At 73.0% G+C, this 25,393-nt stretch carries 21 protein-coding genes; 12 read left to right on the forward strand and 9 right to left on the reverse strand.

Annotated elements, in window-relative coordinates; genetic code table 11:
• Positions 1 to 15 precede the first annotated feature (15 nt).
• Positions 16 to 495, reverse strand: coding sequence for an SRPBCC family protein (locus ACFVYL_RS28940; RefSeq protein WP_389721020.1), 480 nt, complete (start codon positions 493 to 495; stop codon positions 16 to 18).
• A gap of 64 nt (positions 496 to 559) precedes the next feature.
• Positions 560 to 1,504, reverse strand: coding sequence for a DeoR/GlpR family DNA-binding transcription regulator (locus ACFVYL_RS28945; protein ID WP_389721022.1), 945 nt, complete (start codon positions 1,502 to 1,504; stop codon positions 560 to 562).
• 321 nt (positions 1,505 to 1,825) lie between these two features.
• Here ACFVYL_RS28945 and ACFVYL_RS28950 point away from each other — a divergent pair, with 321 nt between their 5' ends.
• Positions 1,826 to 4,102, forward strand: coding sequence for a hypothetical protein (locus ACFVYL_RS28950; RefSeq protein ID WP_389721187.1), 2,277 nt, complete (start codon positions 1,826 to 1,828; stop codon positions 4,100 to 4,102).
• Here ACFVYL_RS28950 and ACFVYL_RS28955 read toward each other — a convergent pair.
• The 3 genes from ACFVYL_RS28955 to ACFVYL_RS28965 form a co-directional block, all read right to left on the reverse strand.
• Entirely contained in the window at positions 4,062 to 6,473 is a 2,412-nt protein-coding gene (locus ACFVYL_RS28955) for a right-handed parallel beta-helix repeat-containing protein (RefSeq protein WP_389721024.1), read from the reverse strand. The genes ACFVYL_RS28950 and ACFVYL_RS28955 overlap by 41 nt on opposite strands.
• A 233-nt stretch (positions 6,474 to 6,706) precedes the next feature.
• Positions 6,707 to 7,312 carry a hypothetical protein gene (locus tag ACFVYL_RS28960; protein ID WP_389721026.1) on the reverse strand — a complete coding sequence of 202 codons (606 nt, stop codon included), beginning with the start codon at positions 7,310 to 7,312 and terminating at the stop codon, positions 6,707 to 6,709.
• A gap of 407 nt (positions 7,313 to 7,719) precedes the next feature.
• The gene (locus ACFVYL_RS28965) at positions 7,720 to 8,145 is read right to left on the reverse strand and encodes a DUF6643 family protein (RefSeq protein ID WP_389721028.1); all 426 of its coding nucleotides are present in this window, start codon (positions 8,143 to 8,145) and stop codon (positions 7,720 to 7,722) included.
• Positions 8,146 to 8,428: 283 nt separating this feature from the next.
• On the opposite strand from ACFVYL_RS28965, the gene ACFVYL_RS28970 reads away from it, so the two are divergent.
• A complete protein-coding gene (locus ACFVYL_RS28970; RefSeq protein WP_389721030.1) occupies positions 8,429 to 9,724 on the forward strand; it encodes a TerD family protein in 1,296 nt (431 codons plus the stop codon).
• 14 nt (positions 9,725 to 9,738) lie between these two features.
• Here ACFVYL_RS28970 and ACFVYL_RS28975 read toward each other — a convergent pair whose 3' ends face one another.
• The gene (locus ACFVYL_RS28975) at positions 9,739 to 10,929 is read right to left on the reverse strand and encodes a glycosyltransferase (RefSeq protein WP_389721032.1); all 1,191 of its coding nucleotides are present in this window, start codon (positions 10,927 to 10,929) and stop codon (positions 9,739 to 9,741) included.
• Between the two features lie 58 nt (positions 10,930 to 10,987).
• Between ACFVYL_RS28975 and ACFVYL_RS28980 the strand changes: the two genes are divergently transcribed.
• Positions 10,988 to 11,776: a glutamate racemase gene (locus ACFVYL_RS28980; RefSeq protein WP_389721034.1), complete on the forward strand. Its 789-nt coding sequence runs from the start codon at positions 10,988 to 10,990 to the stop codon at positions 11,774 to 11,776.
• Positions 11,777 to 11,877: 101 nt separating this feature from the next.
• A complete protein-coding gene (locus ACFVYL_RS28985; RefSeq protein WP_389721036.1) occupies positions 11,878 to 12,426 on the forward strand; it encodes a hypothetical protein in 549 nt (182 codons plus the stop codon).
• 169 nt (positions 12,427 to 12,595) lie between these two features.
• Here the strand turns inward: ACFVYL_RS28985 and ACFVYL_RS28990 are convergent, their stop codons facing one another.
• A complete protein-coding gene (locus ACFVYL_RS28990) occupies positions 12,596 to 13,630 on the reverse strand; it encodes an O-antigen ligase family protein (protein ID WP_389721038.1) in 1,035 nt (344 codons plus the stop codon).
• A gap of 238 nt (positions 13,631 to 13,868) precedes the next feature.
• On the opposite strand from ACFVYL_RS28990, the gene lnt reads away from it, so the two are divergent.
• Genes lnt through ACFVYL_RS29005 form a run of 3 tightly spaced genes read left to right on the forward strand, consistent with a single transcriptional unit; the run spans position 13,869 to position 16,958 of the window.
• Positions 13,869 to 15,485, forward strand: a complete 1,617-nt coding sequence (lnt, locus tag ACFVYL_RS28995) for an apolipoprotein N-acyltransferase (protein ID WP_389721040.1) — start codon at positions 13,869 to 13,871, stop codon at positions 15,483 to 15,485.
• Positions 15,486 to 15,531: 46 nt separating this feature from the next.
• Positions 15,532 to 16,011 carry an NUDIX domain-containing protein gene (locus ACFVYL_RS29000; RefSeq protein ID WP_389721042.1) on the forward strand — a complete coding sequence of 160 codons (480 nt, stop codon included), beginning with the start codon at positions 15,532 to 15,534 and terminating at the stop codon, positions 16,009 to 16,011.
• Entirely contained in the window at positions 16,008 to 16,958 is a 951-nt protein-coding gene (locus tag ACFVYL_RS29005) for a hypothetical protein (protein WP_389721044.1), read from the forward strand. Before ACFVYL_RS29000 ends, ACFVYL_RS29005 begins: the two co-directional genes overlap by 4 nt.
• Here ACFVYL_RS29005 and ACFVYL_RS29010 read toward each other — a convergent pair.
• Complete coding sequence (locus ACFVYL_RS29010; RefSeq protein ID WP_389721046.1) at positions 16,948 to 17,466, reverse strand: ATP-binding protein; 519 nt, start codon at positions 17,464 to 17,466, stop codon at positions 16,948 to 16,950. The two genes, ACFVYL_RS29005 and ACFVYL_RS29010, sit on opposite strands and share 11 nt — an antisense overlap.
• Before the next feature lie 82 nt (positions 17,467 to 17,548).
• Here ACFVYL_RS29010 and ACFVYL_RS29015 point away from each other — a divergent pair, with 82 nt between their 5' ends.
• The 3 genes from ACFVYL_RS29015 (at position 17,549) to ACFVYL_RS29025 (ending at position 21,963) form a co-directional block, all read left to right on the forward strand.
• A complete protein-coding gene (locus tag ACFVYL_RS29015; protein WP_389721048.1) occupies positions 17,549 to 18,730 on the forward strand; it encodes a methyltransferase in 1,182 nt (393 codons plus the stop codon).
• Positions 18,731 to 18,925: 195 nt separating this feature from the next.
• A complete protein-coding gene (locus ACFVYL_RS29020) occupies positions 18,926 to 21,286 on the forward strand; it encodes a phosphoketolase (protein WP_389721050.1) in 2,361 nt (786 codons plus the stop codon).
• A gap of 26 nt (positions 21,287 to 21,312) precedes the next feature.
• A complete protein-coding gene (locus ACFVYL_RS29025; RefSeq protein WP_389721052.1) occupies positions 21,313 to 21,963 on the forward strand; it encodes an alpha-ketoglutarate-dependent dioxygenase AlkB family protein in 651 nt (216 codons plus the stop codon).
• A gap of 66 nt (positions 21,964 to 22,029) precedes the next feature.
• Here ACFVYL_RS29025 and ACFVYL_RS29030 read toward each other — a convergent pair whose 3' ends face one another.
• Positions 22,030 to 22,527: a methylated-DNA--[protein]-cysteine S-methyltransferase gene (locus tag ACFVYL_RS29030; protein WP_389721054.1), complete on the reverse strand. Its 498-nt coding sequence runs from the start codon at positions 22,525 to 22,527 to the stop codon at positions 22,030 to 22,032.
• Positions 22,528 to 22,737: 210 nt separating this feature from the next.
• Between ACFVYL_RS29030 and ACFVYL_RS29035 the strand changes: the two genes are divergently transcribed.
• Entirely contained in the window at positions 22,738 to 24,759 is a 2,022-nt protein-coding gene (locus tag ACFVYL_RS29035; protein WP_389721056.1) for an FAD-dependent oxidoreductase, read from the forward strand.
• A 32-nt stretch (positions 24,760 to 24,791) separates the two neighbouring features.
• The gene (locus ACFVYL_RS29040) at positions 24,792 to 25,325 is read left to right on the forward strand and encodes a PadR family transcriptional regulator (protein WP_389721058.1); all 534 of its coding nucleotides are present in this window, start codon (positions 24,792 to 24,794) and stop codon (positions 25,323 to 25,325) included.
• Positions 25,326 to 25,393 lie beyond the last annotated feature (68 nt).

Here is a 25,393-nt window from a genome sequence, read left to right on the forward strand (position 1 = left end):
CCCGCCTGTGGGGTCCTATGCCGGGGCCGTGGTGAGCCGCCGGTCCAGGGCCGTGACGGCGTCGCGGAACGCCCGGCCGAGGCCCGCGCGGCCGAGCCGCAGGGCGCCGCGCAGCGGGGCGGCGCCGTCCGCGGCGAACGTCCACTGCACCCGGGTACCGGTGCCGGCGGGGGAGAGCCGCCACTCCTCGAGGAGGGCGCGCATGCCGGGGACGTTGGTCTCGTCGACGCGGTAGGTGTACCGCACCGGCCCGTCGGCCGCGAGGACCGACTCCCGGAAGAGGGCGCCGCCCTTGAGTCGGACCTCGCGGCCTGTGCCGCCGCCGGTGGGCCGGCACAGGGTGACCGCGGTGAACCACCGGGGCCAGCTCGTCACGTCGTCGGCCAGGGCGCGGTAGACCGCCTCGGGGGGTGCGCTCACCTCGCGTACGAAGACCAGGCGCAGCGGAGCGGAATCGACGAAGTCGAGACCTACGGGACGCAGTCGGCGTGCCATCGAACTCTTCCCCCCAGCGGAACGAGACGGTTGACCGGGCCCGGTCACCCTAGCTGGCGGGCCGTCAGATGTCTGTGCGGTCTTCGGAGTTGACGTGATCTCCGACGGCTTCGGCCGCTTCGGCCGCTTCGGTCGTGCGGTCGGCGGCCGCGCTGGCGGCGGCAGGCTCGGCGGAACCGTCCGCCTCATCGGCCGCCGTGCGCTCACCCGTGACCACGAGCCGGTTCAGGTGCTCGGAGATCTCCACGCGCGCCTGCGCGGGCAGCCCCGCGTCGGTCACCAGCGTGTCCACCTGCGAGAGCGTGGCGAACGAACTCAGTCCCACCGTCCCCCACTTGGTGTGGTCAGCGACCACGACCACGCGCCGCGCCGACTGCACGAGGCGCCGGTTCGTCTCCGCCTCGGCCAGGTTCGGCGTCGAGAGACCGGCCTCAAGGGATATGCCGTGCACCCCGAGGAAGAGCACGTCGAAGTGGAGCGCCCCGATCGCCTGGTCCGCGACCGGGCCGACCAGTGAGTCCGACGGCGTGCGCACGCCACCGGTCAGCACGACCGTCGCCGCGCCCTGCCGCTGCCCCGACGTGCGCTGCGCGGAGTGGAAGACGTCCGCCACCCGCACCGAGTTCGTCACCACCGTCAGGTCCGGCACGTCCAGGAGATGGTGCGCGAGCGCGTACGTCGTCGTGCCGCCGGACAGGGCGATCGCCGTGCCGGGCACCACCAGGGACGCCGCGGTCCGCGCGATGTCCTCCTTGGCGGTCAGCTCCAGGCCCGACTTGGCTTCGAAACCCGGCTCGTGCGTGCTCGCCTCGACCACCGGCACGGCGCCGCCGTGGACCTTCTCCAGGACACCCTGGCGGGCCAGCGCGTCGAGGTCGCGGCGGACGGTCATGTCGGACACGCCGAGCTTGCGGGTGAGTTCGTTGACGCGGACGCCGCCACGGCGGCGCACCTCGTCGAGGATCAGGGCGCGGCGCTGCTCGGCGAGAAGGTTCTGATGGTCGCTCACGCCGGTCCGGCCCTTCTGCCCCGTCACACTGGTCGCGCCCGGGTGGCGCGCTGCCTCATCCTCGCACGGGCCGCCGACGGCCGTCCCACCGCCCGGGCAGCCCTCCACGGCCGGCGAACGGCACGCGGGAGGAGATACGGAAGGAGGAGATACGGAAGGAGGAGATTGCGTGACGAGGGGTGCGCGGAGAGCCGCGAGCCGAGATTCTGGTTCCCTCATCATGCGCATCTCGGGGGAAGCGGAACAGTGGAGCGTGCCACGCAGGACGAGACCGCCCTGGAACTCCTGGTCCACGGAGTCGGGGGAACCACACCGGAAGAGATGCTGGGCGACCCGCGCACCGTGCGGATCTCCGGCGACGACACGGCGGCCGTCTTCCGCCGCACCGAGGACGCGGACGCCGAACGCCGCCCCGACGACTACCGCGGCAAACCGGTGCCGGAGGCGTACGTCTGGTGCAACCTGACCTCCGGCAACGGCTCCCGCGCCCTGTGGCTCCTGCTGCTGCCCTTCATGGTCGTCAACATCGCCCACTGGATGCGCCCCACCTCGCGCCACCGCAAACGGCTCGTGCGCACCTACGGCCTCCTGGTGCGGCTCGTCGGCCTCACCCTCACCGTGCTGCTCGTCGCCGCCGCCTGCGAGGTCGCGATCGACCTCACGGCCTGGCAGTGCGCCGGCACCCCCCGGTGCGCCGAGGACCGTGCCTGGCTCGGCTTCCTCGCCACCGACGCCTCCGGGAACGGCGGCTGGTGGTCCCAGCCCGGCCGCCGCCTCGCCCTCGCCGCCCTCCTGCCCGCCGCGCTCACCGGCCTGCTCTGGTACCTCTCCCACCGCACCTGGAGCGCGTACGAGTCCCAGCAGCCACTGCCCCACCAGCCCGACCCGGAGGAGGAGACCAGCCGCACCGCGCTCGGCAGGCCCGGCTTCTGGTACGGCCGGCGTCTGGTGGCCCGGCTGCGCGCCGCCCACACGGCAGCCGGACTGCTCACCGTCGCCGGGGCGGTCGGCACCTCGGCCGCACGGCACGACCGGCGCGCCGGGGGCCCCGCCCTGCTCGACGTCCTCGGCTGGGCGTTCGACTCGGCACTCGTCCTGGGCGGAGGAGTCGTCGTCTGGGTGGTGTGCCGCAGGGGGCGCAGCGAGAACCGGCCCGACCGGAAGCTGGACAAGACCCTGGTACGCCTGCTCCCGCTGGGCGCACTCGTCCTGCTCGCCCTCGCCCTGGTGTACGCGGCCTGGTCGCGCCCCGGCTGGCGCTCCGAGGGCAGACTGCCGGGCAACGCCACGTTCGGCGGCATCGCGCTCGTCCAGGGCCTCCTGATCCTGTGCCTGGCCGTCGCCGCCCACTTCCTGTACCGCTCCGCACCCGACTCCCGCACCGCCATCCGCGGCTTCGGCGGACCCGCCGTCGCCATGCTGTCCTGCGCGCTCGGCGGCGTCATGACCGGTGGCGGGGCGCAGCGCGTGGCCGACTGGCTGGACGGCAGACAGGGGTCGATCGACGGACCGCCCGCGCTGCTCACCTGGCAGGCGTCCGTGATCCCGCTGCTGCTCGTGGTCGTCGCGGCGCTGTGCGGCTGGTTCGGCGTGCGCACCGTCCAGCGCAAGCACCGCGAGATGGCCCGCGTACCGCTGGACTACCCCGGCGAGCCGAAGGACTCCACCCGCACCCGCCGCATCGCGGGCACACGCGCGCGTGCCGCCCTCACCGACCGCGCGCCCCTGCTCGTCGGCATCGTCTCCGCCGTCACCCTGCTGCTCGGCGCGGGCGCGCTCACCGGCGCCTGGGCCACCGGCGAGGTACCGGCGCAGGCCGCCCAGGGCCTGCCCGACGTCCTGGAGGGAGCGGCCGAGACGTCGCAGGCACTCGGCTCCTGGCTGATCGGCTTCGGTTTCATACTGTTCGTCACCTGGGGCCGCCGCGCCTACAAGGACGCATCGGCCCGCCGCACCATCGGCATCCTCTGGGACGTCGGCACCTTCTGGCCGCGCGCCGCCCACCCCTTCGCGCCGCCCTGCTACGCCGAGCGTGCCGTGCCCGACCTGACCTGGCGGATGGCCGCCTGGACGCGTGCCACCAGCGCCACGGGCGGCCGCCTCGTCCTCTCCGGGCACTCCCAGGGCAGCGTCCTCGCCGCCGCGGCGGCCTGGCAGCTGCGCCCGTCGGTCCGCAGACGCGTCGCCCTGCTCACCTACGGCTCACCCCTGGAGCGCCTCTACGGCCGCTGGTTCCCCGCCCACTTCGGACCGGCGGCCCTGTCCTCACTGCACCGCGAGGTCGACTGCTGGCGCAACCTCCACCGCACCACCGACCCGATCGGCGGCCCCATCCAGCTGCACGGCGAGTGCGGCCCGCAGGTCGACAGGCCCGCGCTCAAGGACCCCCTCGCCTACGGCCGTACGGAGGAGCATCCGCTCCCCGCGCCGATCCTCGGACACGGCGACTACCAGGCCGATCCCGCATTCGCGCAGGAGCGGGCGCGGCTCCTTGCCCGCCTCAAGCCGGAGGTTCCCGCGCCGCGTCCCGCCGCGCCGAACTCGGCGCCGGACGAGGTCACACCAACTCCGGCAGATCCTCCGGATACAGCAGGGTGAGATCGTCCGTGCTCGGCTCTTCGAGCTGGGCGACCCGGCCCGCGTGCCGCTCCACCATCGCCTCGAAGGTCTGCCGCGCGGTGCGGCCGTTGCCGAACGCGGGCCCCTTGGGGAGCGCCGTGAAGTACTTCAGGAGCGCCTCGGACGTGCCCGTGCCGAGGCGGTACTCGTGCTCGTCGGCCTGCTGCTCCACGATCCGCAGCAGCTCCTCCGGGGCGTAGTCGCTGAAGGTGATGGTCCGTGAGAAACGGGACGCCACACCGGGGTTGACCGAGAGGAACCGCTTCATCTCCGCGGTGTAGCCCGCCACGATCACCACGACGGCCTCGCGGTGGTCCTCCATCAGCTTCACGAGCGTGTCGATGGCCTCCCGGCCGAAGTCGCGCCCGGAGTCCTCCGGCGAGAGCGCGTACGCCTCGTCGATGAACAGGACCCCGCCGCGCGCCCGGTCGAACGCCTCCTGGGTGCGGATCGCCGTCGAGCCGATGTGCTCCCCGACCAGGTCCACGCGCGAGACCTCGACGAGGTGACCGCTCTCCAGAACGCCCAGCGAGGCGAGGATCTCGCCGTACAGCCGGGCGACGGTCGTCTTGCCCGTGCCGGGAGAGCCGGTGAAGACCAGATGGCGGCGGACGGACGCGGCCTTGAGACCGGCCAGCTGCCTGCGGCGGCCCACCTCGATCATGTCGGTGAGGGCGCGCACCTCGCGCTTGACGCTGTCGAGGCCGACCAGCGCGTCGAGTTCGCCGAGGACCTCCTTGGAGACGCGGGAGGGCTTCTCGGCCTGGGCGGGCGCGGCCTGCGCGGTCTGCTGGGCGGGCAGGGAGCCGAGCAGTCCGACGGTCTGCGTGGCCGTCTGGGCGGCGGGCGCCGTCGGCGCGGCGGGCGCGGGGGTGCGCAGGCCGCCGCTCTCGTCGCTCACGCAGTCCTCGACGAGCGGCCCCTCCTCGGCGAACTCGAAGCCGCCGCGTGCGCACCGCTCCGTACGGCACTTCTTCAGCGTCGTACGGCAGCCGTCTATGACGTGGAAGCCATAGCCCCCGCTGCCGCCGACCCGGCAGCCGTGGAAGCTGCCGCGGCCGCCCGCGGAGACGTAGAAACCGGCCTCGGCGGGTGAAGTGACCGTGCAGCGCTCGATGGTGGGGTCCGCGCCCTTGGTGACGATCACGCCCGTCTGGACGGCGTCGACGGTGCAGTTGGCGAGGGTGCCACCGCTGCCGTGGTCGCGGAACCAGGCGCCCGTGGCGGCCTCGCGGATGCGGCAGTCGTCGAGCTGCGCGGTCGCACCGTCGCTCACCGACACGGCGGTGTTGCGCACCTGGGAGAGGTCGCTGTCGACGACGTCGGCGCGCGAACCGCGGTCGAGGACGAACAGCGCGTCCGGCACGTCGTGCACCCGGCACGACTCCAGGACCGCGGTGGCGCCGTCGCTCACCCAGACCGCCGGGTAGTCGCCGGTGCTGTCGTGGATCTCGCACTGGTTGGCGTCCACGCGCGTGCCCGGGTCCCAGACCGACAGGCCGTTGCGGCCGAAGCGGCTGACCGTGGACCGGGTGAGGGTGAGCACGGAACGGGAGCGCAGGTCGACCGCGTTCTCCGGGATGTCGTGGATGCGGCAGTCGGCGAGGGTGAGCACGGCGTCCGTGTCGAGGGTGACGCCGTCGGAGGTGGTGCGGTGCACGTCGCAGTCGGTCAGGTGCGCCGCGGCCCGCCCGGTGACCTGCACGCCCGAGCCCTTGACCTCGTACACCTCGCAGCCGATGGCCTCGAGCCCGCTGTGCTCCCCGGTCACCGAGAGGCCCGCGCCCGAGGCGTGGTGCACCCGGCAGCGCTCCAGGCGGGGGTGGGCTCCGCCGCGCACCGCGACGCCGGACTGGCCCGCCGCGACGATCTCGCACTCCTCGAAGACTCCGCCGCCGCCGTCGAGCACGGCGATGCCGATGCCGCCGGGGTTGTCGACGGTGCAGCGGCGCACGGTGGGACGCGCGCCGCCGCGCACCTCGATGCCGGCCGCGGACCGGGTCACGACGCGGACGCCGATGAGCTCCGGGGCGCCGTCCTCGACGAGGAGCGCGGGCGCGGACGAGTCCTGCCCCTCGATGTGCAGGTCCTGAACGACCGCGGAGGCGCGGACGGTCAGCGGCACGCCGTCGGACGGTGCGATGCGCACCGAACCCGGCGAACTCTCGGGGCCGCGCAGGGTCACCGCGCGCTGGACGACGAGGTTCTCGCGGTAGGTGCCGGCGGCGACGGTCAGTATGTCCCCGTCGCCCGCGGCCTCCAAGGCAGCGGCGAGCGATGCGTACTCGCCGGTGCGGCGCCGCCACCGCGACGTGCCGGTGTGCGTCACCTGGACCGTGCCCTGTGCCATGGAGTTGCTCTGCCCCCACCTCGTCGTACGCGGGATCCTGCGTCGTCGTGCCGTGTCACTCGTGCCGTGTCACCGCGCAGGGAGCCGAAGAGTTCGGCCGGTCCACCGTAGCGCGCGGGAGCAGGCGTAGTTGACCCGATGGCCAGGCTCTCACCTGCGCGGCCTTGCGCAGGCTTGTTCGACGGCGCGGGACGGCGGCAGGGGACGGCGGGCGGTCGGCCGCGCCGGGCGGGTCAGGAACCGGTGCCGGTCCTGCCCCAGTCGGGGCCCGCCTTGTCCCAGGCCCGGTCGAGCCGTGCGTACCGCCCCTGGACGATGCGCCAGAGGATCATCCTGCGGGCGCCCTCGATGAGTCCGGCGGTCGCCGCCGCCGCGCCGAGACCCGCGAGGACCGCGTGCGTGGTCGCGGTGGCGCCGTCCAGCGGGCGGCCCACGACCCGGCCGTGCTCGTCGGTCCACAGCCTGAAGTGGTCGCCGGACTCGGGGGTCTTGAGGTCGGACAGGACGACGCCGAAGCGGTCCGTGTGGTCCGGGGCCGTCCAGCGGGCGAGCACCCGGCTGTGCGCGTCGCGGGCCGATGACGTCTCGGGGTCGGGGTCGAGCGGGGGAGAGTCGATCCTCCGCAGCACGGTGCCGACGGCGCTGTGGCGGTTCTCGTGCTGCCGGCGCACCGAGCCGAGCAGGGCGTCCCGCGACAGGCTCGCGGTCGTCATGCCGAGGACCGGCACGGCGACGACGATCAACACCAGGGTGACCAGGGCCAGCCAGGCCTCGACGAGATCGGTGCCGCGGCGCAGCGGATTGTGCCGCCACCGCCAGAGACCGACGATTGTCCGCACTGGCCTGCACCCCCTTCCGCGTCCGTCTTGACCAGGAACGGCACGGCCCACGCGCGGACGGCGAGAAGGGAGGGCGAGATCACCCTCCGAGGTCGCCCCCTTGGCGTTGCCCTTCACATCCACGATTCCCAACGACCGTGCCCCGTCATGGAGTTCCCCGTCAGGGCTCGGATCATTCGGGAATCACGAAACGGTCACCGATGCGGATGATTGCGGTCGATTCGGTCGTCGACGGACACCATCTTGACCTCGTCCCGTCAGATCTCCACCGGCATGGTCACGGTGGGCTCGGGCACTTCGCCGTCGGGGTCTCGCGGCCGGGCAGCGCCTCGGCGGCGGTCGACGGCGGCCGTCTGCGTCATACGGCCTTCCTGCCAGCGTTCACTGACAGGAAGGGCCGCGGACGGTCAGTACCCGCGGTACGGGCGGTTGTACGGGTCCTCGTACGACGCCGGAGCCGGACGGGGCGCCGCGGGGCGCATCGCCTCGTACCCCGTGCCGGGAGCCGGCCGCTGGGGCTGGGCGCCCGGGTAACCGCGCGGAGCCCCCGCCTGTTGCGGGATGTACGGCGACGGCGCCTGCTGTAGCGGTGCGGGCTGCGGGGCCTGCGCGTAGCCGTACGCGGGGTTGTGATGGGACGGGGCGGCCGGCAGGGCGGGCAGCGCGGCCGGGAGTGCGGGCAGGTGACTGCCCGTGTCGTACGCGGAGGGGACCCGGATCGGGGCGATTTGCGGAGTGCCCCGCTCTGCGACGAGGGAGTCGTAGATCGGAGTGTCCGGGAAGGACGGCGCGGAGTAGTAACCGCCGCCATAGGTGGAGCGGGGGGAGGTCATGCTCCATAAGTTAAGCCCTTGATGTGCTGGTTGGGGAGACCGATAAGAGGGTTGTTTTGCGTGTTGGCTGTGGCTAGGGATCCCCCAATGCGCGCGAACGTGGGAAAATCGGTCGCCGAACGACGTTTGGATCGTGTAAAGGCCGAGGTCCTGGGGGTTACCCCGGGTTGGCCGTGCGGGTCCGCGGGCGGCGGTCGTGGGCCTCTGTGTGGTCCGGGTAATAGGTTGGTCATGAACGAAACGGCGACCCCGCCGGACGCGGCGACTTGCGATGGGGGCGGACATGGCCATGTCTAAAGGATCGAATGTTCCCGTACCGGCACCCGCGGTACGGATCGAATTGGGGTGGGGTTCCGGAGCCGGAGTGCCGGACGCCGACGCGTCGGCGCTGCTGCTGTCCGCCGCCGGAAAGGTGCGCTCCGACGCGGATTTCGTCTTCTACAACCAGCCGGCGCACTCCTCCGGAGCGGTGCGGCACGAGGGCAAGCAGCGGTCCGGCGCCGGTGTGACCGACGTCCTCGCGGTCGACCTCGCGCGCGTGGAGCCGGAGATCGAGACCGTGGTGCTCGCCGCGTCGGCCGACGGCGGCACCTTCGGGCGGATTCCCGGCCTGTACGTCCGCGTCCTCGACGCGTCGAGCGGCGCCGAACTCGCGCGCTACGACAGCTCCGACGCGACGGTGGAGACCGCCTTCGTCCTCGGTGAGCTCTACCGGCGCCAGGGCGCGTGGAAGTTCCGCGCCGTCGGACAGGGGTACGGCAGCGGCCTCGAAGGCCTCGCGACGGACTACGGCATCACGGTGGACGAGCCGCAGCAGGCGGCGCCCGCACCGGCGGCACCGGCCCCGGCGCCCGCATCGGGAGCCCCGCTCCCGCCCGCACCGGCAACTGCGCCCGCCCCGGCCGCGCCGCCCGCCCCGCCCGCCGCCGCTCCCGCTCCCGTGCGCCTGACCAAGGTGACGTTGACGAAGGACGCGCCGTCCGTCTCCCTGATGAAGCAGGGCGGCACATCGGGAGGCATGCGCGTCAACCTCAACTGGGAGGTGCGCAAGCAGTTCAAGGGCTGGGGCGCCAAGCTCGGCAGGGCCGTCGCCATGCACGCCGACCTCGACCTCGACCTGTGCGCCCTCTACGAACTCACCGACGGCCGCAAGGGGGTCGTCCAGGCGCTGGGCAACGCCTTCGGAGCGCTGCACCAGCCGCCGTACATCCTGCTCGACGGCGACGACCGCACCGGCGCCGTCGCCACCGGCGAGAACCTCACCATCAACCTGGACCACATCAAGGACTTCCGCCGCATCGTCATCTTCGTGACCATCTACGAAGGCGCGCGCAGCTTCGCCGACCTCAACGCCACGGTCACCCTCCAGCCGCAGCACGGCGCCCCGATCGACTTCTCGCTCGACGAGTGCACGGTCCCCTCGACCGTGTGCGCACTGGCGCTGATCACCAACAACGGCGGCGACCTCGTCGTCCAGCGCGAGGCCCGCTACCTGGTGCCGGAGCGCGGCGTGAGCCCGCAGCGCACCATGGACCACGCCTACGGGTGGGGCATGAACTGGACGCCCGGCAGGAAGTAGCGGGAAGCGGACCGTCAGCGCTGCTCGGGCGCGGGCTCCGCGGCGGCGGTGTCGGGGCGGGCATAGGTACGTCCCTTCCACGCCGCACCGCGCCCCCTGTAGTGCTGCACCGCCGAGTCCACGGTCATCAGGAGGTAGAGGAACGCGGTCCCGGGCAGCAGCGGGGCGAGCCAGAGCGGCTGACGGTAGTAGCGCAGCATCGGCAGGTAGGTCGCGGTCATCACCAGCCAGGCCAGGCCGCCCGCAGCCGCGGTCACCGCGCTCCCCGCGGCGAGACCCGCGAACAGCGTCACGGGCGGGGCGAGATACACCAGGGCGAGGCCGCCGACCGTGCCGATGAGCAGGAGGGGGTTGTGCCGCAGTTGCGCGTACGCGCTGCGCGACACCATCCGCCACAGGTCGCCCAGGCGCGGATAGGGGCGCACGCTGTCGACGCGCTCGGCGAGCCCCAGCCAGATGCGGCCCCCGGAGCGCCGTACCGCCCGCGCGAGCGCCACGTCGTCGATCACCGCCTGCCGGATGGCGTCCGGGATCCGGGCGCGCTCGGCCGCGTCCGTACGGAGCAGCACACAGCCGCCCGCCGCCGCGGCCGTCCGCGATCCCTTCCGGCCGATCCGGCGGAAGGGGTAGAGCTGCGCGAAGAAGTAGACGAACGCCGGGACCACCAGGCGCTCCCACCCGCTCTCCACCCGCAGCCGGGCCATGAGGGAGACGAGGTCGAAGTTCCCGGCGTCCGCCGCGGCCACCAACTGCCGCAGGCTGTCCGGCTCGTGGGCGATGTCCGCGTCGGTGAGCAGCAGATATTCGGGCTCACGCGCGCGTGCGAGGCCGATTCCACGGCGTACCGCCCAGAGTTTGCCCGTCCACCCCGGGGGCGGCTCACCGGGGGAGCAGACGGTGAGCGGCAGGCCGCCGTGGCGCTCGGCCAGCGCACGGGCCAGTTCGCCCGTCCCGTCCGAACTGCCGTCGTCCACAAGGAAGACCTCGGCCCGCCCCGGATAGTCCTGCGCGAGCAGCGAGGGCAGGCTCAGGGGGAGTACGTCCGCCTCGTCCCTGGCGGGGACGACGACGCAGACCGGCGGCCAGTGGGCGGGGTCCCTGCGCGGTGGCAGACGTACGTCCGTACGCCAGAAGAAGCCCTGCCCCAACAACAGCCACAGCCACGCGGCAAGCGATCCGGTGGCGATCCACGCAACGGCGCTCATCCGCCGAAGTCTGCCCCACCGGAAGGGGTCTGTGGGGCCCATCGACTATGGTGACCGGGTGAAGATCGCGCTCATGGACTCCGGTATCGGACTGCTCGCCGCCGCGGCCGCGGTGCGCCGCCTGCGGCCCGACGCCGACCTCGTGCTCTCCTCGGACCCGGACGGAATGCCGTGGGGGCCGCGCACTCCCGAGGACCTCACGGAGCGCGCCCTCGCCGTCGCCGAAGCCGCCGCCGCGCACTGCCCCGACGCGCTGATCGTGGCCTGCAACACCGCTTCCGTGCACGCGCTGCCCACGCTGCGGGCCCGCCTGGAGCCCGGGATCCCGGTCATCGGGACCGTGCCGGCGATCAAGCCCGCGGCCGCCGGCGGCGGCCCCGTGGCCATCTGGGCCACGCCCGCCACCACCGGCAGCCCCTACCAGCGGGGACTCATCGACGAATTCGCGGACGGCGTCACCGTCACCGAGGTGCCCTGCCCCGGTCTCGCCGACGCCGTGCAGTACGCGGACGAGCAGGCGATCGACGAGACCATCGCCGCCGCGGCGGCCCTCACCCCCCGTGATGTAAGGGCCGTCGTCCTGGGCTGTACCCATTACGAGCTCGTCGCCGAGCGCATTCGCGCCGCCGTCCAGCAGCCCGGCCTGCCGCCCATGGTCCTGCACGGCTCGGCCGGCGCGGTGGCGGCCCAGGCGCTGCGCAGGACCGGAGCGCTCTCCGGCACGAACGCCACAGCCGCGCCGCCCGGCCTCACCGTCCTGCTCAGCGGCCGCGAGGAACAGCTGCCGCCCGCGGCGCTCGCGTACGCGGAGGGCCGCATGCTCGCGGCGGTCGGTTCGGCGATCTGAGCCGCGGATCCCGCGGTCCTCGCGGCGATAAGCCGCTCGCTTCCGGCGGTCACTCTGTGTGATCCAGTGGCTTCATGGCGGAATCTGAGTAGTCTCGAAGCATGACGGACCAAGCCCCGGAAGAGCGGGCCGCTTCCGACAGCCTGCCCGAAGTCTGGACCGGACGTGCGACCAACCGTGCGCAGTGGCTCCTGGCGTGCGCCGGGGCCGCCTGCCTGGCACTCGGCATCGAACTCGCGGTGGACTCCATGTGGACCTCCGGCATCGCGCCGCTGGTCATGTCCGTCGTGGGATGCATCGCCGTCGGACTCCTGATGCTCTTCGGGACGCTCGCCTTCGTCCACGTGGCCGTGAAGGTCGACAAGGACTGCCTCGAGGTGCGCTGCGGCCACCTGGGCCTGCCGCGCCGCCTCATCCCGCTCTCCCATGTGGTCGGCGCGGACTTCGCACCCGCCGTCACGCCCCGGCAGTGGGGCGGCTGGGGCTACCGCTGGCGCCCCGAGAAGGGCACCGCCGTAGTGGTCCGGCGCGGCGAGGGCCTGGTGCTCAGCCTGGGCGACGGCCACAAGTTCACGGTGACGGTGGACAACGCCGAGTCGGCGGTGCGCGCCATCCGTGACCGGCTCGGCCTCAAGGACAACGGCGCCTGACCGTCCCGCCCGGACAACGGCGCCTGACCGTCCCGTCCGGACAACGGCGCCTGACCGTCCCGTCCGGACAACGGCGCCTGACCGTCCCGTCCGGACAACGGCGCCCGACCGTCCCGTCCGGACAACGGCGCCCGACCGCCCCGCCCGGACCGCCGACGCGTCGCCTCGTTCAGCGGGGCCGCGGAAGCGAGCCGTCCCGTGGTTCGTCGTGGAGCGGCCGCGCCGTGGCGATGCCCGCGAGCAGCCCCGCACCCGCCGTCACGGTCGTCACGCTCAGCGCGTTGCCCACCGCGGCCACAGCCGTCAGCGCCGTCAGGGCCGCGCCCGCCGACAGTACGACCTGGGTGGGTCCCGGCGAACGCCACAGGGCGTAGAGCAACCAGCAGAAGACCGCCGCCAGCAGCGCGGCCCCGACGAGCCCCTGCTCCGACGCCTGCTGCAGAGGAGCCGAGTGCGGCTTGCCGTCGGCCACCAGGCCCTCGGCGACCACCGGGCTGACCTCGCCGAACCGTCCGGGGCCCACGCCCATCACCGGGTCCCGCTCCGCGAGGCCCAGCGCGTCCTGCCAGAGCAGCACCCGGTGCTGTCCGAGCGTGCCCTCAAGGGGCGCCGTCAGACCGTCCGGCAGCGCGTCGTCGGCCACCGCCAGGAAGACGCCGGTGATCAGCACCGCCGCGGCCGCGAGTCCGGCGATGCCGAGCGTCCTGTTGCGCACCCGGGCCGCCGCGAGCGAGCAGAGCAGCACCACGGTGGCGCCCGCGCACCCGACCGGCGAGCCGAGCACCGCCGCGGTGACCGCGACTCCCGCGGCGAGCAGTCGCAGCGCGAGGCGGGCCGACGGAGTGTGGGCCGCCCACGCCGCGCAGCAGGCCGCGCCGGCCGAGAGGGTCAGCAGGGCGGCCGTGGCGCCGGCGTGGCCGAGCGGGGAGGAGGGGGTGAGCGCGAGACGCGGCGCGCTCACGGCGAACCCGAGTCCCGCGAGCGCCCCCGCACAGGGGGCGGCGACCGGGAGCAGCGCTCCGCAGATGCGCCCGCCCGCATAACCGGCGGCCACGGCGAGTACCGCGAGGAGCATGCCCTCGGGGCTGCCCCCGTGCACGCCCGCGGTGATCAGTGCCCAGGCGGCGCACGCGCCGAGCAGCGCCCCGCCCGTCGCGTCGGACGCACTCCGTCGTTCCGGCGCCGCTGCCGGACCGGCCGACACAGCTGTCCCCGTAGATCCCACCCCGTCGCCCCCCGGTGTTGACGGACCCCCACCGGCAGGACCGCTCCACGAGGGCGTGCACCGGCCGGTGTCAGGGACCCGGCCACACGTTAACGGCTGACGCCCCGGTTCGGAGCCAGTTGTGCAGGAACGATACGGCGGACGCTCCCGTGCCGGGCCCCGCCGTACCGCCCGACCGAGCTGTCGGGCCCCAGGTGACGCGCCGTACACTCCCCGGGTGACCGCCACCACCACTCCCGTAGACGAGCCGGACTCGCTCGATCCGCAGACCCCGCAGGTCGCACGCGGCGTGCGCGTCCTGCGACGGCTCGTGCCCGCCGCAGTGGCGGCCCTCTCCGGAAGCCTGCTCTACGTAAGCTTCCCGCCCCGCACCCTGTGGTGGCTTGCGCTCCCGGCCTTCGGGCTCCTCGCGTGGTGTCTGCACGGCCGCACCTGGAAGGCGGGCCTCGGTCTCGGCTACCTCTTCGGCCTCGGCTTCCTGCTGCCGCTCCTGGTGTGGACCGGCGTCGAGGTGGGCCCCGGCCCGTGGCTGGCGCTCGCCGCCGTCGAGGCGGTCTTCGTCGCCCTGGTGGGCGCGGGCATCGCGGCCGTCTCGCGACTGCCCGGCTACCCCCTCTGGGCGGCGGCCCTGTGGATCGCGGGTGAGGCGGCACGCGCACGCGTGCCCTTCAACGGCTTCCCCTGGGGCAAGATCGCCTTCGGCCAGGCGGACGGCGTCTTCCTGCCGCTCGCCGCGCTCGGCGGCACTCCTGTGCTCGGCTTCGCGGTCGTCCTGTGCGGCTTCGGGCTGTACGAGATCGTCCACCGGGTCCGCGAGGCACGCGGCGCCGGGGCCGTGCGCCGCGGTGCTGCCGCCGCCGCGGTGCTCAGCGTCCTGATCCCCGTGGCCGGTGCTTTCGCCGCGCGTCCGCTCGTCAGCGACAAGGCGGAGGACGGCACCGCGACCATCGCCGCGGTCCAGGGCAACGTCCCGCGCGCGGGACTCGACTTCAACGCGCAGCGCCGTGCCGTCCTCGACCACCACGTGCGCGAGACCGAGCGCCTCGCCGCCGAGGTGAAGGCGGGCAGGGCCGAGCGCCCGGACCTGGTCCTGTGGCCGGAGAACTCCTCCGACGTGGACCCCTTCACCGACCCCGAGGCGCGCCGCGCGATCGAGCGCGCGGTCGCGGCGATCGGGGTGCCGGTCTCCATCGGCGGCGTAGTCGAGCGCGAGGACGGCAAGCTCTACAACGAGCAGATCCTCTGGGACCCCAAGAAGGGCCCGACGGACACCTACGACAAGCGCCAGATCCAGCCCTTCGGCGAGTACATCCCGCTGCGCTCCCTCATCAGCTCCTTCAGCAGCGACGTGGACAAGGTGCGCCAGGACTTCAGCCGCGGCACCGAGCCCGGCGTCTTCACCATGGCCGGCGCCCGGGTGGGCATCGCGACCTGTTACGAGGCAGCCTTCGACTGGGCCGTGCGCGACACTGTCACCCACGGCGCGCAGATCATCTCGGTGCCCAGCAACAACGCCACCTTCGACCGCAGCGAGATGACCTATCAGCAGCTCGCCATGTCCCGGATCCGCGCGGTCGAGCACAGCCGCGCCGTCGCGGTGCCGGTGACCAGCGGCGTCAGCGCCGTGATCATGCCGGACGGCAAGGTCAGGGCGAAGACGACCTGGTACACCGCCGACTCCCTCGTCGAGGAGGTCCCGCTGCGCTCGTCGCGGACCCCCGCCACCCGGCTCGGCCCCCTGCCCGAGGGCATCCTGGTGCTGATCGCCGCGGGCGGGCTCGGCTGGGCTGTGACGTCGGCGGTACGGAGCCGGCGGGTGGCGGCGGCGCGGTAGACAGGTCACGCCCCGGGCGGTGGCGGGGCGCCGTTAGGGTCGGCGCATGGCTACTCCTGATTTCATCCGCACGATCCGGGCCGACGCCGGCCAGCAGCTTCTCTGGCTCCCCGGGGTCACCGCCATCGTCTTCGACGACGAGGGGAGGGTGCTGCTCGGGCGGCGCTCCGACAACGGCAGGTGGTCGGTGATCGGAGGCATCCCGGAACCCGGTGAGCAGCCCGCGGAGTGCGCGGTGCGCGAGGTGTACGAGGAGACGGCCGTGCACTGCGTGCCCGAGCGCGTCGTCCTGGTGCAGGCGCTGGAACCGGTCACCTACGACAACGGCGACAACTGCCAGTACATGGACATCACCCTGCGCTGCCGTGCCGTCGGCGGCGAGGCCCGGGTCAATGACGACGAGTCGCTGGAAGTGGCGTGGTTCGACGTGGACGCGCTGCCCCGGCTGCACGAGTTCTCCCTGTTCCGGATCAAGCAGGCGATGGCGGAGGCCCCCACCTGGTTCGAGCCCACGCCCGAGCGGTGAACCGACCCTCGGGCGCGCGCCGGGAACTGCTTCCCGGAGGCGGACTCGTCCTGGACGTACGCGACGACGACGTACGCGACGACGACGTACGCGACGACGACGTGCGTGACGGCGACGTGCGTGACGACGGCGTGCGTGACGGCGGCGTACGCGGCGACCACGTGAGCGACGGCGGGCCCACCCGGCCCCCGCTGCGGTTCGCGGCGACGGAGGACCGCGGGTGGGTCTTGCGCCAGGGGGAGCGGGCGCTGATCGAAGCACGGTCGGAGGGCGAGGGCTGCTGCCGTGACCTGCGGCTGCGACGCCTGCCCGGCTATCACTCACCGTTGCCGCCCCTGTCCGCCGCGACCATGCGCACCGGTGGCGACTGGCCCCACCGGTACGCGCGGTGGCTGGAGAACACGGCGTACGGGCCGCTGCACCGCGGGCGCTGGAGCCTGCGCCCGCGCCCGACGTTCGCGCCGGGGATCTGGGGCGGCGACCTCGTCCGCAACTGGCCGGACGCGACCCTGGAACTCCTCTGCGGGGGCGGCTGGCACGGCGTGCTGCCGCTGCGCCCGCTCCCGGCGCCGGACGATCCGCACGTGAAGGCGTGCCGCAAGCATGCCCGGGAGGGCACCCTCGCCCCCGTCCTGCTGTGGTGGGTCTCCTTCCTGGACGGCTGGCTGCTCCTCGACGGCCACGACCGGGCCGCCGCCGCCGCGCTGGCCGAGGGCGCGGAGCCGCACTGTGTGGAGCTGGCCCGCGTACCGGACGACGCCGACTGGCGGGCGACCGCCGCGGCGGTCACCGAGGCGCACGAGAAGCTGGCGGCGCGACTGGCCGCGGGGCCGCACGCCGAGCGCCGGCGGCAGGCGGTGGACCGGGGCTACGCGGACGCGCTCTCGACCCTGCCGTACGACGCGGCCGTAACCCCCCTCTTCGAGGAGCCGGGCCTCAGTCTTTGACGGCCTCCACGATCCGCAGCGCGGCCTGGGCGGGGGTCAGGTGCGTCGTGTCGACGACCTCGGCCTCGGCGTGCAGCCAGGTGCGGGCCGCCTCGGCGTACGGCTCGAGATGCGCGAGGCGGAAGGGTGAGGGCAGGGGTGAGTCGCCCGCGATGCGGCCGCGGAGGGTGTCCTCGTCGGCGTGGAGGACGAAGTGCCGTACAGGGATGGTGTGTTGGGCGAGGCCCGAGCTGATCTCGCGCCAGTACTGCTCGACCAGGACGGTCATCGGCATCACCAGGGTGCCGCCGGTGTAGTCGAGCACCTGGCGGGCCGTCTCGACGACGAGGGGCCGCCACGGCGGCCAGTGCTGGAAGTTGCCCGTCCAGGGCAGCCCCGGCGTGATGTCCATGAGTGTCTCGCCGACCTTCTCGGCGTCGAACACCCGTGAGTCGGGGAGGAGTTGCTGCACGAGCGCACTGGTCGTCGTCTTGCCCGCGCCGTGGGTTCCGTTGAGCCATACGATCATGGGTTCGACGGTAGTGGCGCCGGGGCCGCGGGTCTGTGCCGATCGTGGAACAGAAGACGCTCTCCGTTAGCCTGAAGGCACGATGAACCGTTTGAGCACGTCATGGGGCGCGTACGACCTCACCCGTTTCCCGGCGGACCCTCGCGACCAGCTGCGCGCCTGGTCGGCGGCCGACGCCTATCTGCTGCGGCACCTGGCGGGGGAGGAGGGGGGCGCGGCCGTCGACCTCTCCGGACCCGAACCCACAACCGTGGCCGTCGTCGGCGACCGGTGGGGCGCCCTGACCACTGTTCTCGCCGGGCACGCGCGCGTACCCGTGCAGATCACCGACTCCTTCCTCGCGCAGCAGGCCACCCGGGCCAACCTCGCGCGAGCGGGGCACGCGCCGGACGCGGCGCGGCTCCTGACGACGAGGGACGCGCCGCCCGCCCGCGTCGACGTGCTCCTGGTCCGCGTGCCGAAGAGCCTCGCGCTCCTGGAGGACCAGCTGCACAGGATCGCGCCCGCCGTGCACGAGGGCACCGTCGTCGTCGGCACCGGCATGGTGACCGAGATCCACACCTCGACCCTCGAGCTCTTCGAGAGGATCATCGGGCCGACCAGGACGTCGCTTGCCCGGCAGAAGGCGCGGCTCGTCTTCAGCACGCCGGACCCGGCGCGCGCGGCGGGTCCCAGCCCCTGGCCGGGCAGGTACGTGCTGCCCGCCGACTCGGGAGCAGGCGCCGGTCTGACCGTCGTCAACCACGCGGGCGTCTTCTGCGCCGACCGGCTCGACATCGGCACCCGCTTCTTCCTCAAGCACCTGCCGCGTGCCCGGGGCGGCGCCCATGTCGTCGACCTCGGTTGCGGCAACGGGGTGCTCGGCACCGCGGCCTCGGTCGCGGACCCGGACGCCACGGTCACCTTCATCGACGAGTCGTTCCAGGCCGTGGCCTCCGCCGAGGCCACCTTCCGGGCCAACGCCGCCGAGGACGCCAAGGCCCACTTCGTGGCCGGTGACGCGCTCGCGGCCGTGCCCGAGGGGACGGTGGACCTCGTCCTGAACAACCCGCCCTTCCACAGCCACCAGGCCACGACCGGCGCGACCGCCCGCCGCATGTTCACCGGTGCCCGCGCCGCCCTTCGCCCCGGCGGCGAGCTCTGGGTCATCGGCAACCGCCACCTCGGCTACCACGTGAAGCTCCGGGGGCTCTTCGGCAACGCGGAGGTCGTGGCGAGCGACCCGAAGTTCGTGCTGCTGCGGGCGGTGAAGAGCGGACACTGAGGTCCCCGCCCGGTGGCGGCCGCCCCGCACGGCTGATGTGCTGGGGGCGGTGCCGGCCGTGCCGCACGGCCGGCGTGCCCACGAAGGACGGGCCGCCTCCCGCACGACTGACCCGCCGCTCCCGTGGAACCCGCGCAGCGCTCCGCCGTACCCCGAACCGGTCGTACGTCCCCGATCTTGCGAGGAGAGAAGCCCGTGGCAGCCCTGGCAAAGGACCACCTGGAGGCGCTCGACGCCCACTGGCGTGCCGCCAACTACCTGGCCGCCGGTCAGATCTACCTGATGAGCAACCCCCTGCTGACGGAGCCGCTGCGGCCCGAGCACATCAAGCCGCGGCTCCTCGGCCACTGGGGCACCTCGCCCGGCCTCAACTTCGTCCACACGCACCTCAACCGGGTCATCAAGGAACGCGACCTGGACGCGCTGTGCATCTGGGGCCCCGGCCACGGCGGCCCTGCGGTGCTCGCCAATTCCTGGCTCGAGGGCTCGTACAGCGAGATCTACCCCGACGTGACGCGGGACGCGGAGGGCATGGCGAAGCTTTTCCGCCAGTTCTCCTTCCCCGGCGGCGTGCCGAGCCACGTGGCGCCCGAGACGCCGGGTTCGATCCACGAGGGCGGCGAGCTCGGCTACTCGCTCGCGCACGCCTACGGCGCGGCGCTCGACAACCCCGATCTGCTGGTCGCCTGCGTGATCGGTGACGGCGAGGCGGAGACCGGGCCACTGGCCGGGTCCTGGCACGCCAACAAGTTCCTCGACCCCGTCCACGACGGCGCCGTCCTGCCGGTCCTCCACCTCAACGGCTACAAGATCGCCAACCCGACCGTCCTCGCCCGGCTGCCCGAGGACGAACTCGACGCGCTGCTCAGGGGCTACGGCCACGAGCCCGTGTACGTGAGCGGCGATGACCCCCTCACCGTCCACCAGGCGATGGCCGAGGCCATGGACCGGGCACTCGACAGCATCGCCGCCATCCAGCGGACGGCCCGCGGCGGCGGTTCGGACGGCCGCCCGCGCTGGCCCGTGATCGTGCTGCGCACGCCCAAGGGCTGGACCGGGCCGAAGACCGTGGACGGGCAGCCCGTCGAGGGCACCTGGCGCGCGCACCAAGTGCCGCTGGCCGGCGTCCGCGACAACCCCGACCACCTGCGGCAGTTGGAGGAGTGGCTGCTCTCGTACCGCCCGCGCGAACTCTTCGACGCCGACGGGAGCCCCACCCGCCGGATCCGCTCCTGCATGCCCGAGGGCGAGCGCCGCCTCGGCGCCACCCCGCACGCCAACGGCGGCCGGCTCACCCGCCCGCTGCCCCTGCCGCCGCTGGAGAGGTTCGCCGTCACCGTCGACAAGCCGGGCACCACCCTGCACGAGCCGACCCGGGTCACCGGCGGCCTCCTCGAGCAGGTCATGGCCGACACCGCCGACCGCCGCGACTTCCGGGTGGTGGGCCCGGACGAGACCGAGTCCAACCGGCTCGGCGCGCTCTACGAGGCCACGGGCAAGGCCTGGCAGGCCCGCACCCTCGACACCGACGAGCACCTCGCCCGCGACGGCCGGGTCATGGAGGTCCTCTCGGAACACCTCTGCCAGGGCTGGCTGGAGGGGTACACGCTCACCGGGCGCCACGGTCTGTTCTCGTGCTACGAGGCGTTCGTCCACATCATCGACTCGATGGTCAACCAGCACATCAAGTGGCTGAAGACGTCGCGCGCCCTGCCCTGGCGCGCGCCCGTGCCGTCCCTGAACTACCTGCTCACCTCGCATGTGTGGCGCCAGGACCACAACGGCTTCTCGCACCAGGACCCCGGCTTCGTCGACCACGTGCTCAACAAGAGCCCGCACGTCGTACGGGTCTACCTGCCGCCGGACGCCAACACCCTGCTGTCCGTGACCGAGCACGCCCTGCAGAGCCGTGACTACGTGAACGTCGTCGTCGCCGGCAAGCAGCCCTGCTTCGACTGGCTCACCCTCGACGAGGCCCGCGCGCACTGCGCACGCGGCGCGGGCATCTGGGAGTGGGCCGGGACCGACGACGGCACGCGGGACCCGGACGTGGTCCTGGCCTGCGCGGGTGACGTGCCCACACAGGAGGTCGTCGCCGCCGCTGCGCTGCTGCGCGAGCACCTGCCCGAGCTCGCCGTGCGCGTCGTCAACGTCGTCGACATCGCCCGCATGATGCCCCAGGAAGAACACCCGCACGGCATGGCGGACTCCGAGTACGACGCGCTCTTCACCCGCGACAAGCCGGTGATCTTCGCGTACCACGGCTATCCGTGGCTCGTACACCGTCTCGCCTACCGCCGGAGCGGGCACGCCCACCTGCACGTGCGCGGCTACAAGGAGGCCGGTACGACGACCACGCCCTTCGACATGGTCGTCCGCAACGACCTGGACCGCTACCGCCTCGTCATGGACGTCATCGACCGCGTCCCCGGCCTGGCCGTGCGCGCCACCGCCGTACGCCAGACGATGGCGGACGTCCGCACCCGCCACCACAGCTGGATCCGCGAGCACGGCACGGATCTCCCCGAGGTCGCCGACTGGGCCTGGCACTTCTGAGCCAGGCCCGAGCCGCGAGGAGGCGCATGGCACCGGCCGACGAGCTGTTCCCCCGCACCCGGACCGTCCTCGGCCCGGGTGCGGTGCACCTGCCGCACTGGCTGACGCCCGAGGAGCAGCTGCGGCTCGTGGCGGCGTGCCGCGCGTGGGCCAGGCCGCCCGCCGGGCTGCGGCTCGTCAGGACTCCCGGGGGCGGCGCGATGACGGCCCGGCAGTTCTGCCTGGGCTGGCACTGGTACCCGTACGGCTACGCGCGCACCGTGGTCGACGGGGACGGCGCCCCGGTGAAGCCGATGCCTGCCGCCCTCGCCGAGCTGGGCCGCGGCGCGGCCGAAGCGGCCGGTCACACCGTCGGGGAGGCGTACGACATCGCCCTCGTCAACTTCTACGACGCCGACGCGCGGATGGGCATGCACCGCGACAGCGACGAGAAGTCCGACGCCCCCGTGGTGTCGCTGAGCCTCGGCGACACGGGTGTCTTCCGCTTCGGCAACACGCGCACGCGCACGAAGCCGTACACGGACGTCGAGCTGCGCAGCGGCGATCTGGTGGTCTTCGGCGGTCCGTCGCGCCTCGCCTACCACGGGGTGCCGCGGGTGCTCCCCGGCACCGCGCCACCGGAGCTCGGCCTCACCGGACGGCTGAACATCACCTTGCGCGTGAGCGGTCTGGGCTAGGGCCCTTCGGACGGGTGGTCCGGCCCGCCGCGCCGACCACCGCGCCGAGGCCCCGTGCGGTGGCGGTCACGCCGACTCCAGGTCGAGGAGCCGCCGCTTGCTCTCCAGGCCGCCCGCGTACCCGGTCAGGGAGCCGTCGGCGCCGATCACCCGGTGGCACGGGCGCACGACGAGCAGCGGATTGCGGCCGATGGCGGTGCCCAGGGCGCGGACCGCGGCGCGTGAGAGGCCGAGCTGCTCGGCGAGCCGTCCGTAGGTGGTCGTGGTGCCGTAGGGGACGGTGTCCAGGGCGTCCCAGACCTTGCGCTGGAACTCGGTGCCCGCCCCCGTGGAGTACTCGATGTCGAAGTGGGTCAAGTTCCCCGAGAAGTACGAACGCAGCTGCGCGGCGATCGTCTCGAACGCCTCTTCGTCGCGCGTCCAGCCGTCCAGGACGACGGCGCCGCCCTTCTGGCCCGGCAGGGACAGCGAGGTCAGGGCGGTGCCGCCCGTGGCGGTGGCCGACTCCTCGCCCACCAGCAGCAGCTCGCCCAGCGGGCTGTCGATCGTCGTGTAGACGGTCATCGGACTCTCCTCGGTCGTGCCGCGTTCCGTGCGGTTCTCCTTGCTGACACGGACCAGTCTGCGTCGCGCGCGCGAGCGCGGCTGGCGGGATTCGGACATCACGCTGAGCCGCCGGGAAGCCGCCCGGGGATCCATCTTATGCAACTAGTTGCATAAGGCTCGGTGCCTGGTCTACAACTGTCCTGTAGACACCGCGTACGGAGGGGCCGCATGAGCCGTTACCCGAACCTGCTGAACCCGCTCGACCTGGGCTTCACCACCCTGCCCAACCGGGTCCTGATGGGCTCCATGCACGTGGGCCTCGAAGAGGCCCCGAACGGCTTCGAGCGGATGGCGGAGTTCTACGCGACCCGCGCGCGGGGCGGCGTCGGCCTCATCGTCACCGGCGGCATCGCCCCGAACGAGGTGGGCCGCCCCTGGGACGGCGGCGCCAAGCTGACCACCGAGGCGGAGGCCGCGGAGCACGCCGCCGTCACGGCGGCCGTGCACGCCGCGGGCGGCAAGATCGCGATGCAGATCCTGCACTTCGGCCGGTACGCCTACCACGACAAGCTGGTCGCGCCGAGCCCGATCCAGGCGCCCATCAGCCCCTTCGTGCCCCGTGAGCTCACCGACGACGAGGTCGAGGAGACCATCGAGGACTTCGTGCGCGCCGCCGAGCTCGCCAAGCTCGCCGGCTACGACGGCGTCGAAGTGATGGGCTCCGAGGGGTACTTGATCAACGAGTTCATCGCGGCCCCCACCAACCGGCGCACCGACCGCTGGGGCGGCGCCTACGAAAACCGTATCCGCTTCCCCGTCGAGATCGTCCGCCGCACGCGCGAACGCGTCGGCGCGGACTTCATCATCGTCTACCGCCTCTCCATGCTGGACCTCGTCCCCGGCGGCTCGACCCTCGAAGAGGTCGTCCACCTCGCGAAGGAGATCGAGGCCGCGGGCGCCACGATCATCAACACCGGCATCGGCTGGCACGAGGCGCGCATCCCCACCATCGCGACGTCGGTGCCGCGCGGCGCGTACACCTTCGTCACGAAGAAGGTCATGGGCGAGGTCTCCGTGCCGCTCGTCACCACCAACCGCATCAACACCCCGGAGATCGCCGAGCAGTTGCTCGCCGACGGCGCCGCCGACATGGTGTCCCTGGCCCGCCCGCTCCTGGCCGACCCCGACTTCGTCGCCAAGGCGAGGGACGAGCGGCCCGAGACCATCAACACGTGCATCGGCTGCAACCAGGCCTGCCTGGACCACACCTTCAACCTGCAGATCACCTCCTGCCTGGTGAACCCGCGTGCCTGCCACGAGACCGAGCTCGTGCTCTCGCCGACCCGCGCCAAGAAGCGCATCGCCGTCGTCGGCGCGGGGCCCGCAGGTCTCGCCTTCGCCGTCTCGGCGGCCGAGCGGGGCCATGACGTCACCCTCTTCGACGCGGCCGCCGAGATAGGCGGCCAGCTCAACGTCGCCCGCAAGGTGCCGGGCAAGGAGGAGTTCGACGAGACCCTGCGCTACTTCCGCACCCAGCTCGCACTGCGCGGCGTCGACGTCCGGCTGAACACCGTCGTCACCGCGGACGAGCTCGCGGAGGCCGCGTACGACGAGGTGGTCGTCGCCGCGGGCGTCACCCCCCGCGTCCCGGAGATCCCGGGCATCGACCACCCCAGCGTCGTCGGCTACCTCGACGTCCTGCGCGGCGAGGTGCCGGTGGGGGAGCGGGTCGCGATCATCGGCGCGGGCGGCATCGGCTTCGACGTCGCCGAGTTCCTCACCGACGGCGGCGAGAAGGCGAGCCTGGACCCGGCGACGTACTTCCGGCAGTGGGGCGTCGACATGGACTACCGCGAGCGCGGCGGACTGACCAAGCCCGAGCGGCCGACGCCGCCGCGCACCGTCCATCTGCTGCAGCGCAAGACGTCCAAGGTCGGCAAGGGCCTCGGTAAGACCACCGGCTGGATCCACCGCACCGAACTGCGCCACCGCGGCGTCGCGATGGTGGCCGGCGCGAGCTACGACCTGATCGACGACGCGGGCCTGCACATCACCGTCGAGGGGGAGTCGTCCGTGATCCCGGTCGACACCGTCGTGCTCTGCTCGGGACAGGAACCGCGCCGCGACCTGCACGAGGAACTCGCCGCCGCCGGGATCGCCGCGCACCTCATCGGGGGCGCGGACGTCGCCGCCGAGCTGGACGCCAAGCGCGCCATCAAGCAGGGCACGGAGCTGGCCGCGGCGCTGTGAGAGGGGGCCGCCCCCGTCCCTAGGATTGGCCCATGTCACTCCCGCACGCGATCCTCACCGCCCTCCTGGAGAAACCGTCGTCGGGCCTGGAACTGACCCGCAGGTTCGACAAGTCGATCGGCTACTTCTGGTCGGCCACGCACCAGCAGATCTATCGCGAGCTGGGCAGGCTTGAGCGCGACGGGGCCATCCGCGCGCTGCCGCAGCAGGGGGCCACGCGCGGACAGAAGAAGGAGTACGAGGTCCTGGCCGCGGGCCGCGCCGAACTGGCCCGCTGGACGGCCGCGAGCCAGGACCCGAAGCCGCTGCGCGACACCCTGCTGCTGCGTCTGCGCGCCGCGGCGGTGGTCGGCACGGAAGGCATCCAGGAGGACCTGCACCGCCATCTCGACCTGCACCGGCGCCAGTTGGCCGAGTACGAGGAGATCGAGCGGCGGGACTTCCCGCCCGGGAAGGACGCCGTCGAGGACCGGCTGCGCCATGTGGTGCTGCGCGCCGGCATCGACCTGGAGACGTTCTGGACGCAGTGGCTGACGCGGGCGATCGAGGAACTCGGGGCGCCGTAGCGGATACGGCGCCGTGTGGGTGTCCGGGCACGACTGCCGGATGCGCGACGTCTCACCACACGTGGGAA

The sequence above is a fragment of the Streptomyces sp. NPDC058308 genome, from assembly GCF_042880275.1.
Classification (GTDB): domain Bacteria; phylum Actinomycetota; class Actinomycetes; order Streptomycetales; family Streptomycetaceae; genus Streptomyces.

Coding starts and splice junctions, on each gene's coding strand:
- ACFVYL_RS28940 (WP_389721020.1), bottom strand. CDS start 495: ATGGCACGCCGACTGCGTCCCGTAGGTCTCGACTTCGTCGATTCCGCT.
- ACFVYL_RS28950 (WP_389721187.1), top strand. CDS start 1,826: ATGCTGGGCGACCCGCGCACCGTGCGGATCTCCGGCGACGACACGGCG.
- ACFVYL_RS28955 (WP_389721024.1), bottom strand. CDS start 6,473: ATGGCACAGGGCACGGTCCAGGTGACGCACACCGGCACGTCGCGGTGG.
- ACFVYL_RS28965 (WP_389721028.1), bottom strand. CDS start 8,145: ATGACCTCCCCCCGCTCCACCTATGGCGGCGGTTACTACTCCGCGCCG.
- ACFVYL_RS28970 (WP_389721030.1), top strand. CDS start 8,429: ATGGCCATGTCTAAAGGATCGAATGTTCCCGTACCGGCACCCGCGGTA.
- ACFVYL_RS28975 (WP_389721032.1), bottom strand. CDS start 10,929: ATGAGCGCCGTTGCGTGGATCGCCACCGGATCGCTTGCCGCGTGGCTG.
- ACFVYL_RS28985 (WP_389721036.1), top strand. CDS start 11,878: ATGACGGACCAAGCCCCGGAAGAGCGGGCCGCTTCCGACAGCCTGCCC.
- ACFVYL_RS29000 (WP_389721042.1), top strand. CDS start 15,532: ATGGCTACTCCTGATTTCATCCGCACGATCCGGGCCGACGCCGGCCAG.
- ACFVYL_RS29010 (WP_389721046.1), bottom strand. CDS start 17,466: ATGATCGTATGGCTCAACGGAACCCACGGCGCGGGCAAGACGACGACC.
- ACFVYL_RS29015 (WP_389721048.1), top strand. CDS start 17,549: ATGAACCGTTTGAGCACGTCATGGGGCGCGTACGACCTCACCCGTTTC.
- ACFVYL_RS29025 (WP_389721052.1), top strand. CDS start 21,313: ATGGCACCGGCCGACGAGCTGTTCCCCCGCACCCGGACCGTCCTCGGC.
- ACFVYL_RS29030 (WP_389721054.1), bottom strand. CDS start 22,527: ATGACCGTCTACACGACGATCGACAGCCCGCTGGGCGAGCTGCTGCTG.
- ACFVYL_RS29035 (WP_389721056.1), top strand. CDS start 22,738: ATGAGCCGTTACCCGAACCTGCTGAACCCGCTCGACCTGGGCTTCACC.
- ACFVYL_RS29040 (WP_389721058.1), top strand. CDS start 24,792: ATGTCACTCCCGCACGCGATCCTCACCGCCCTCCTGGAGAAACCGTCG.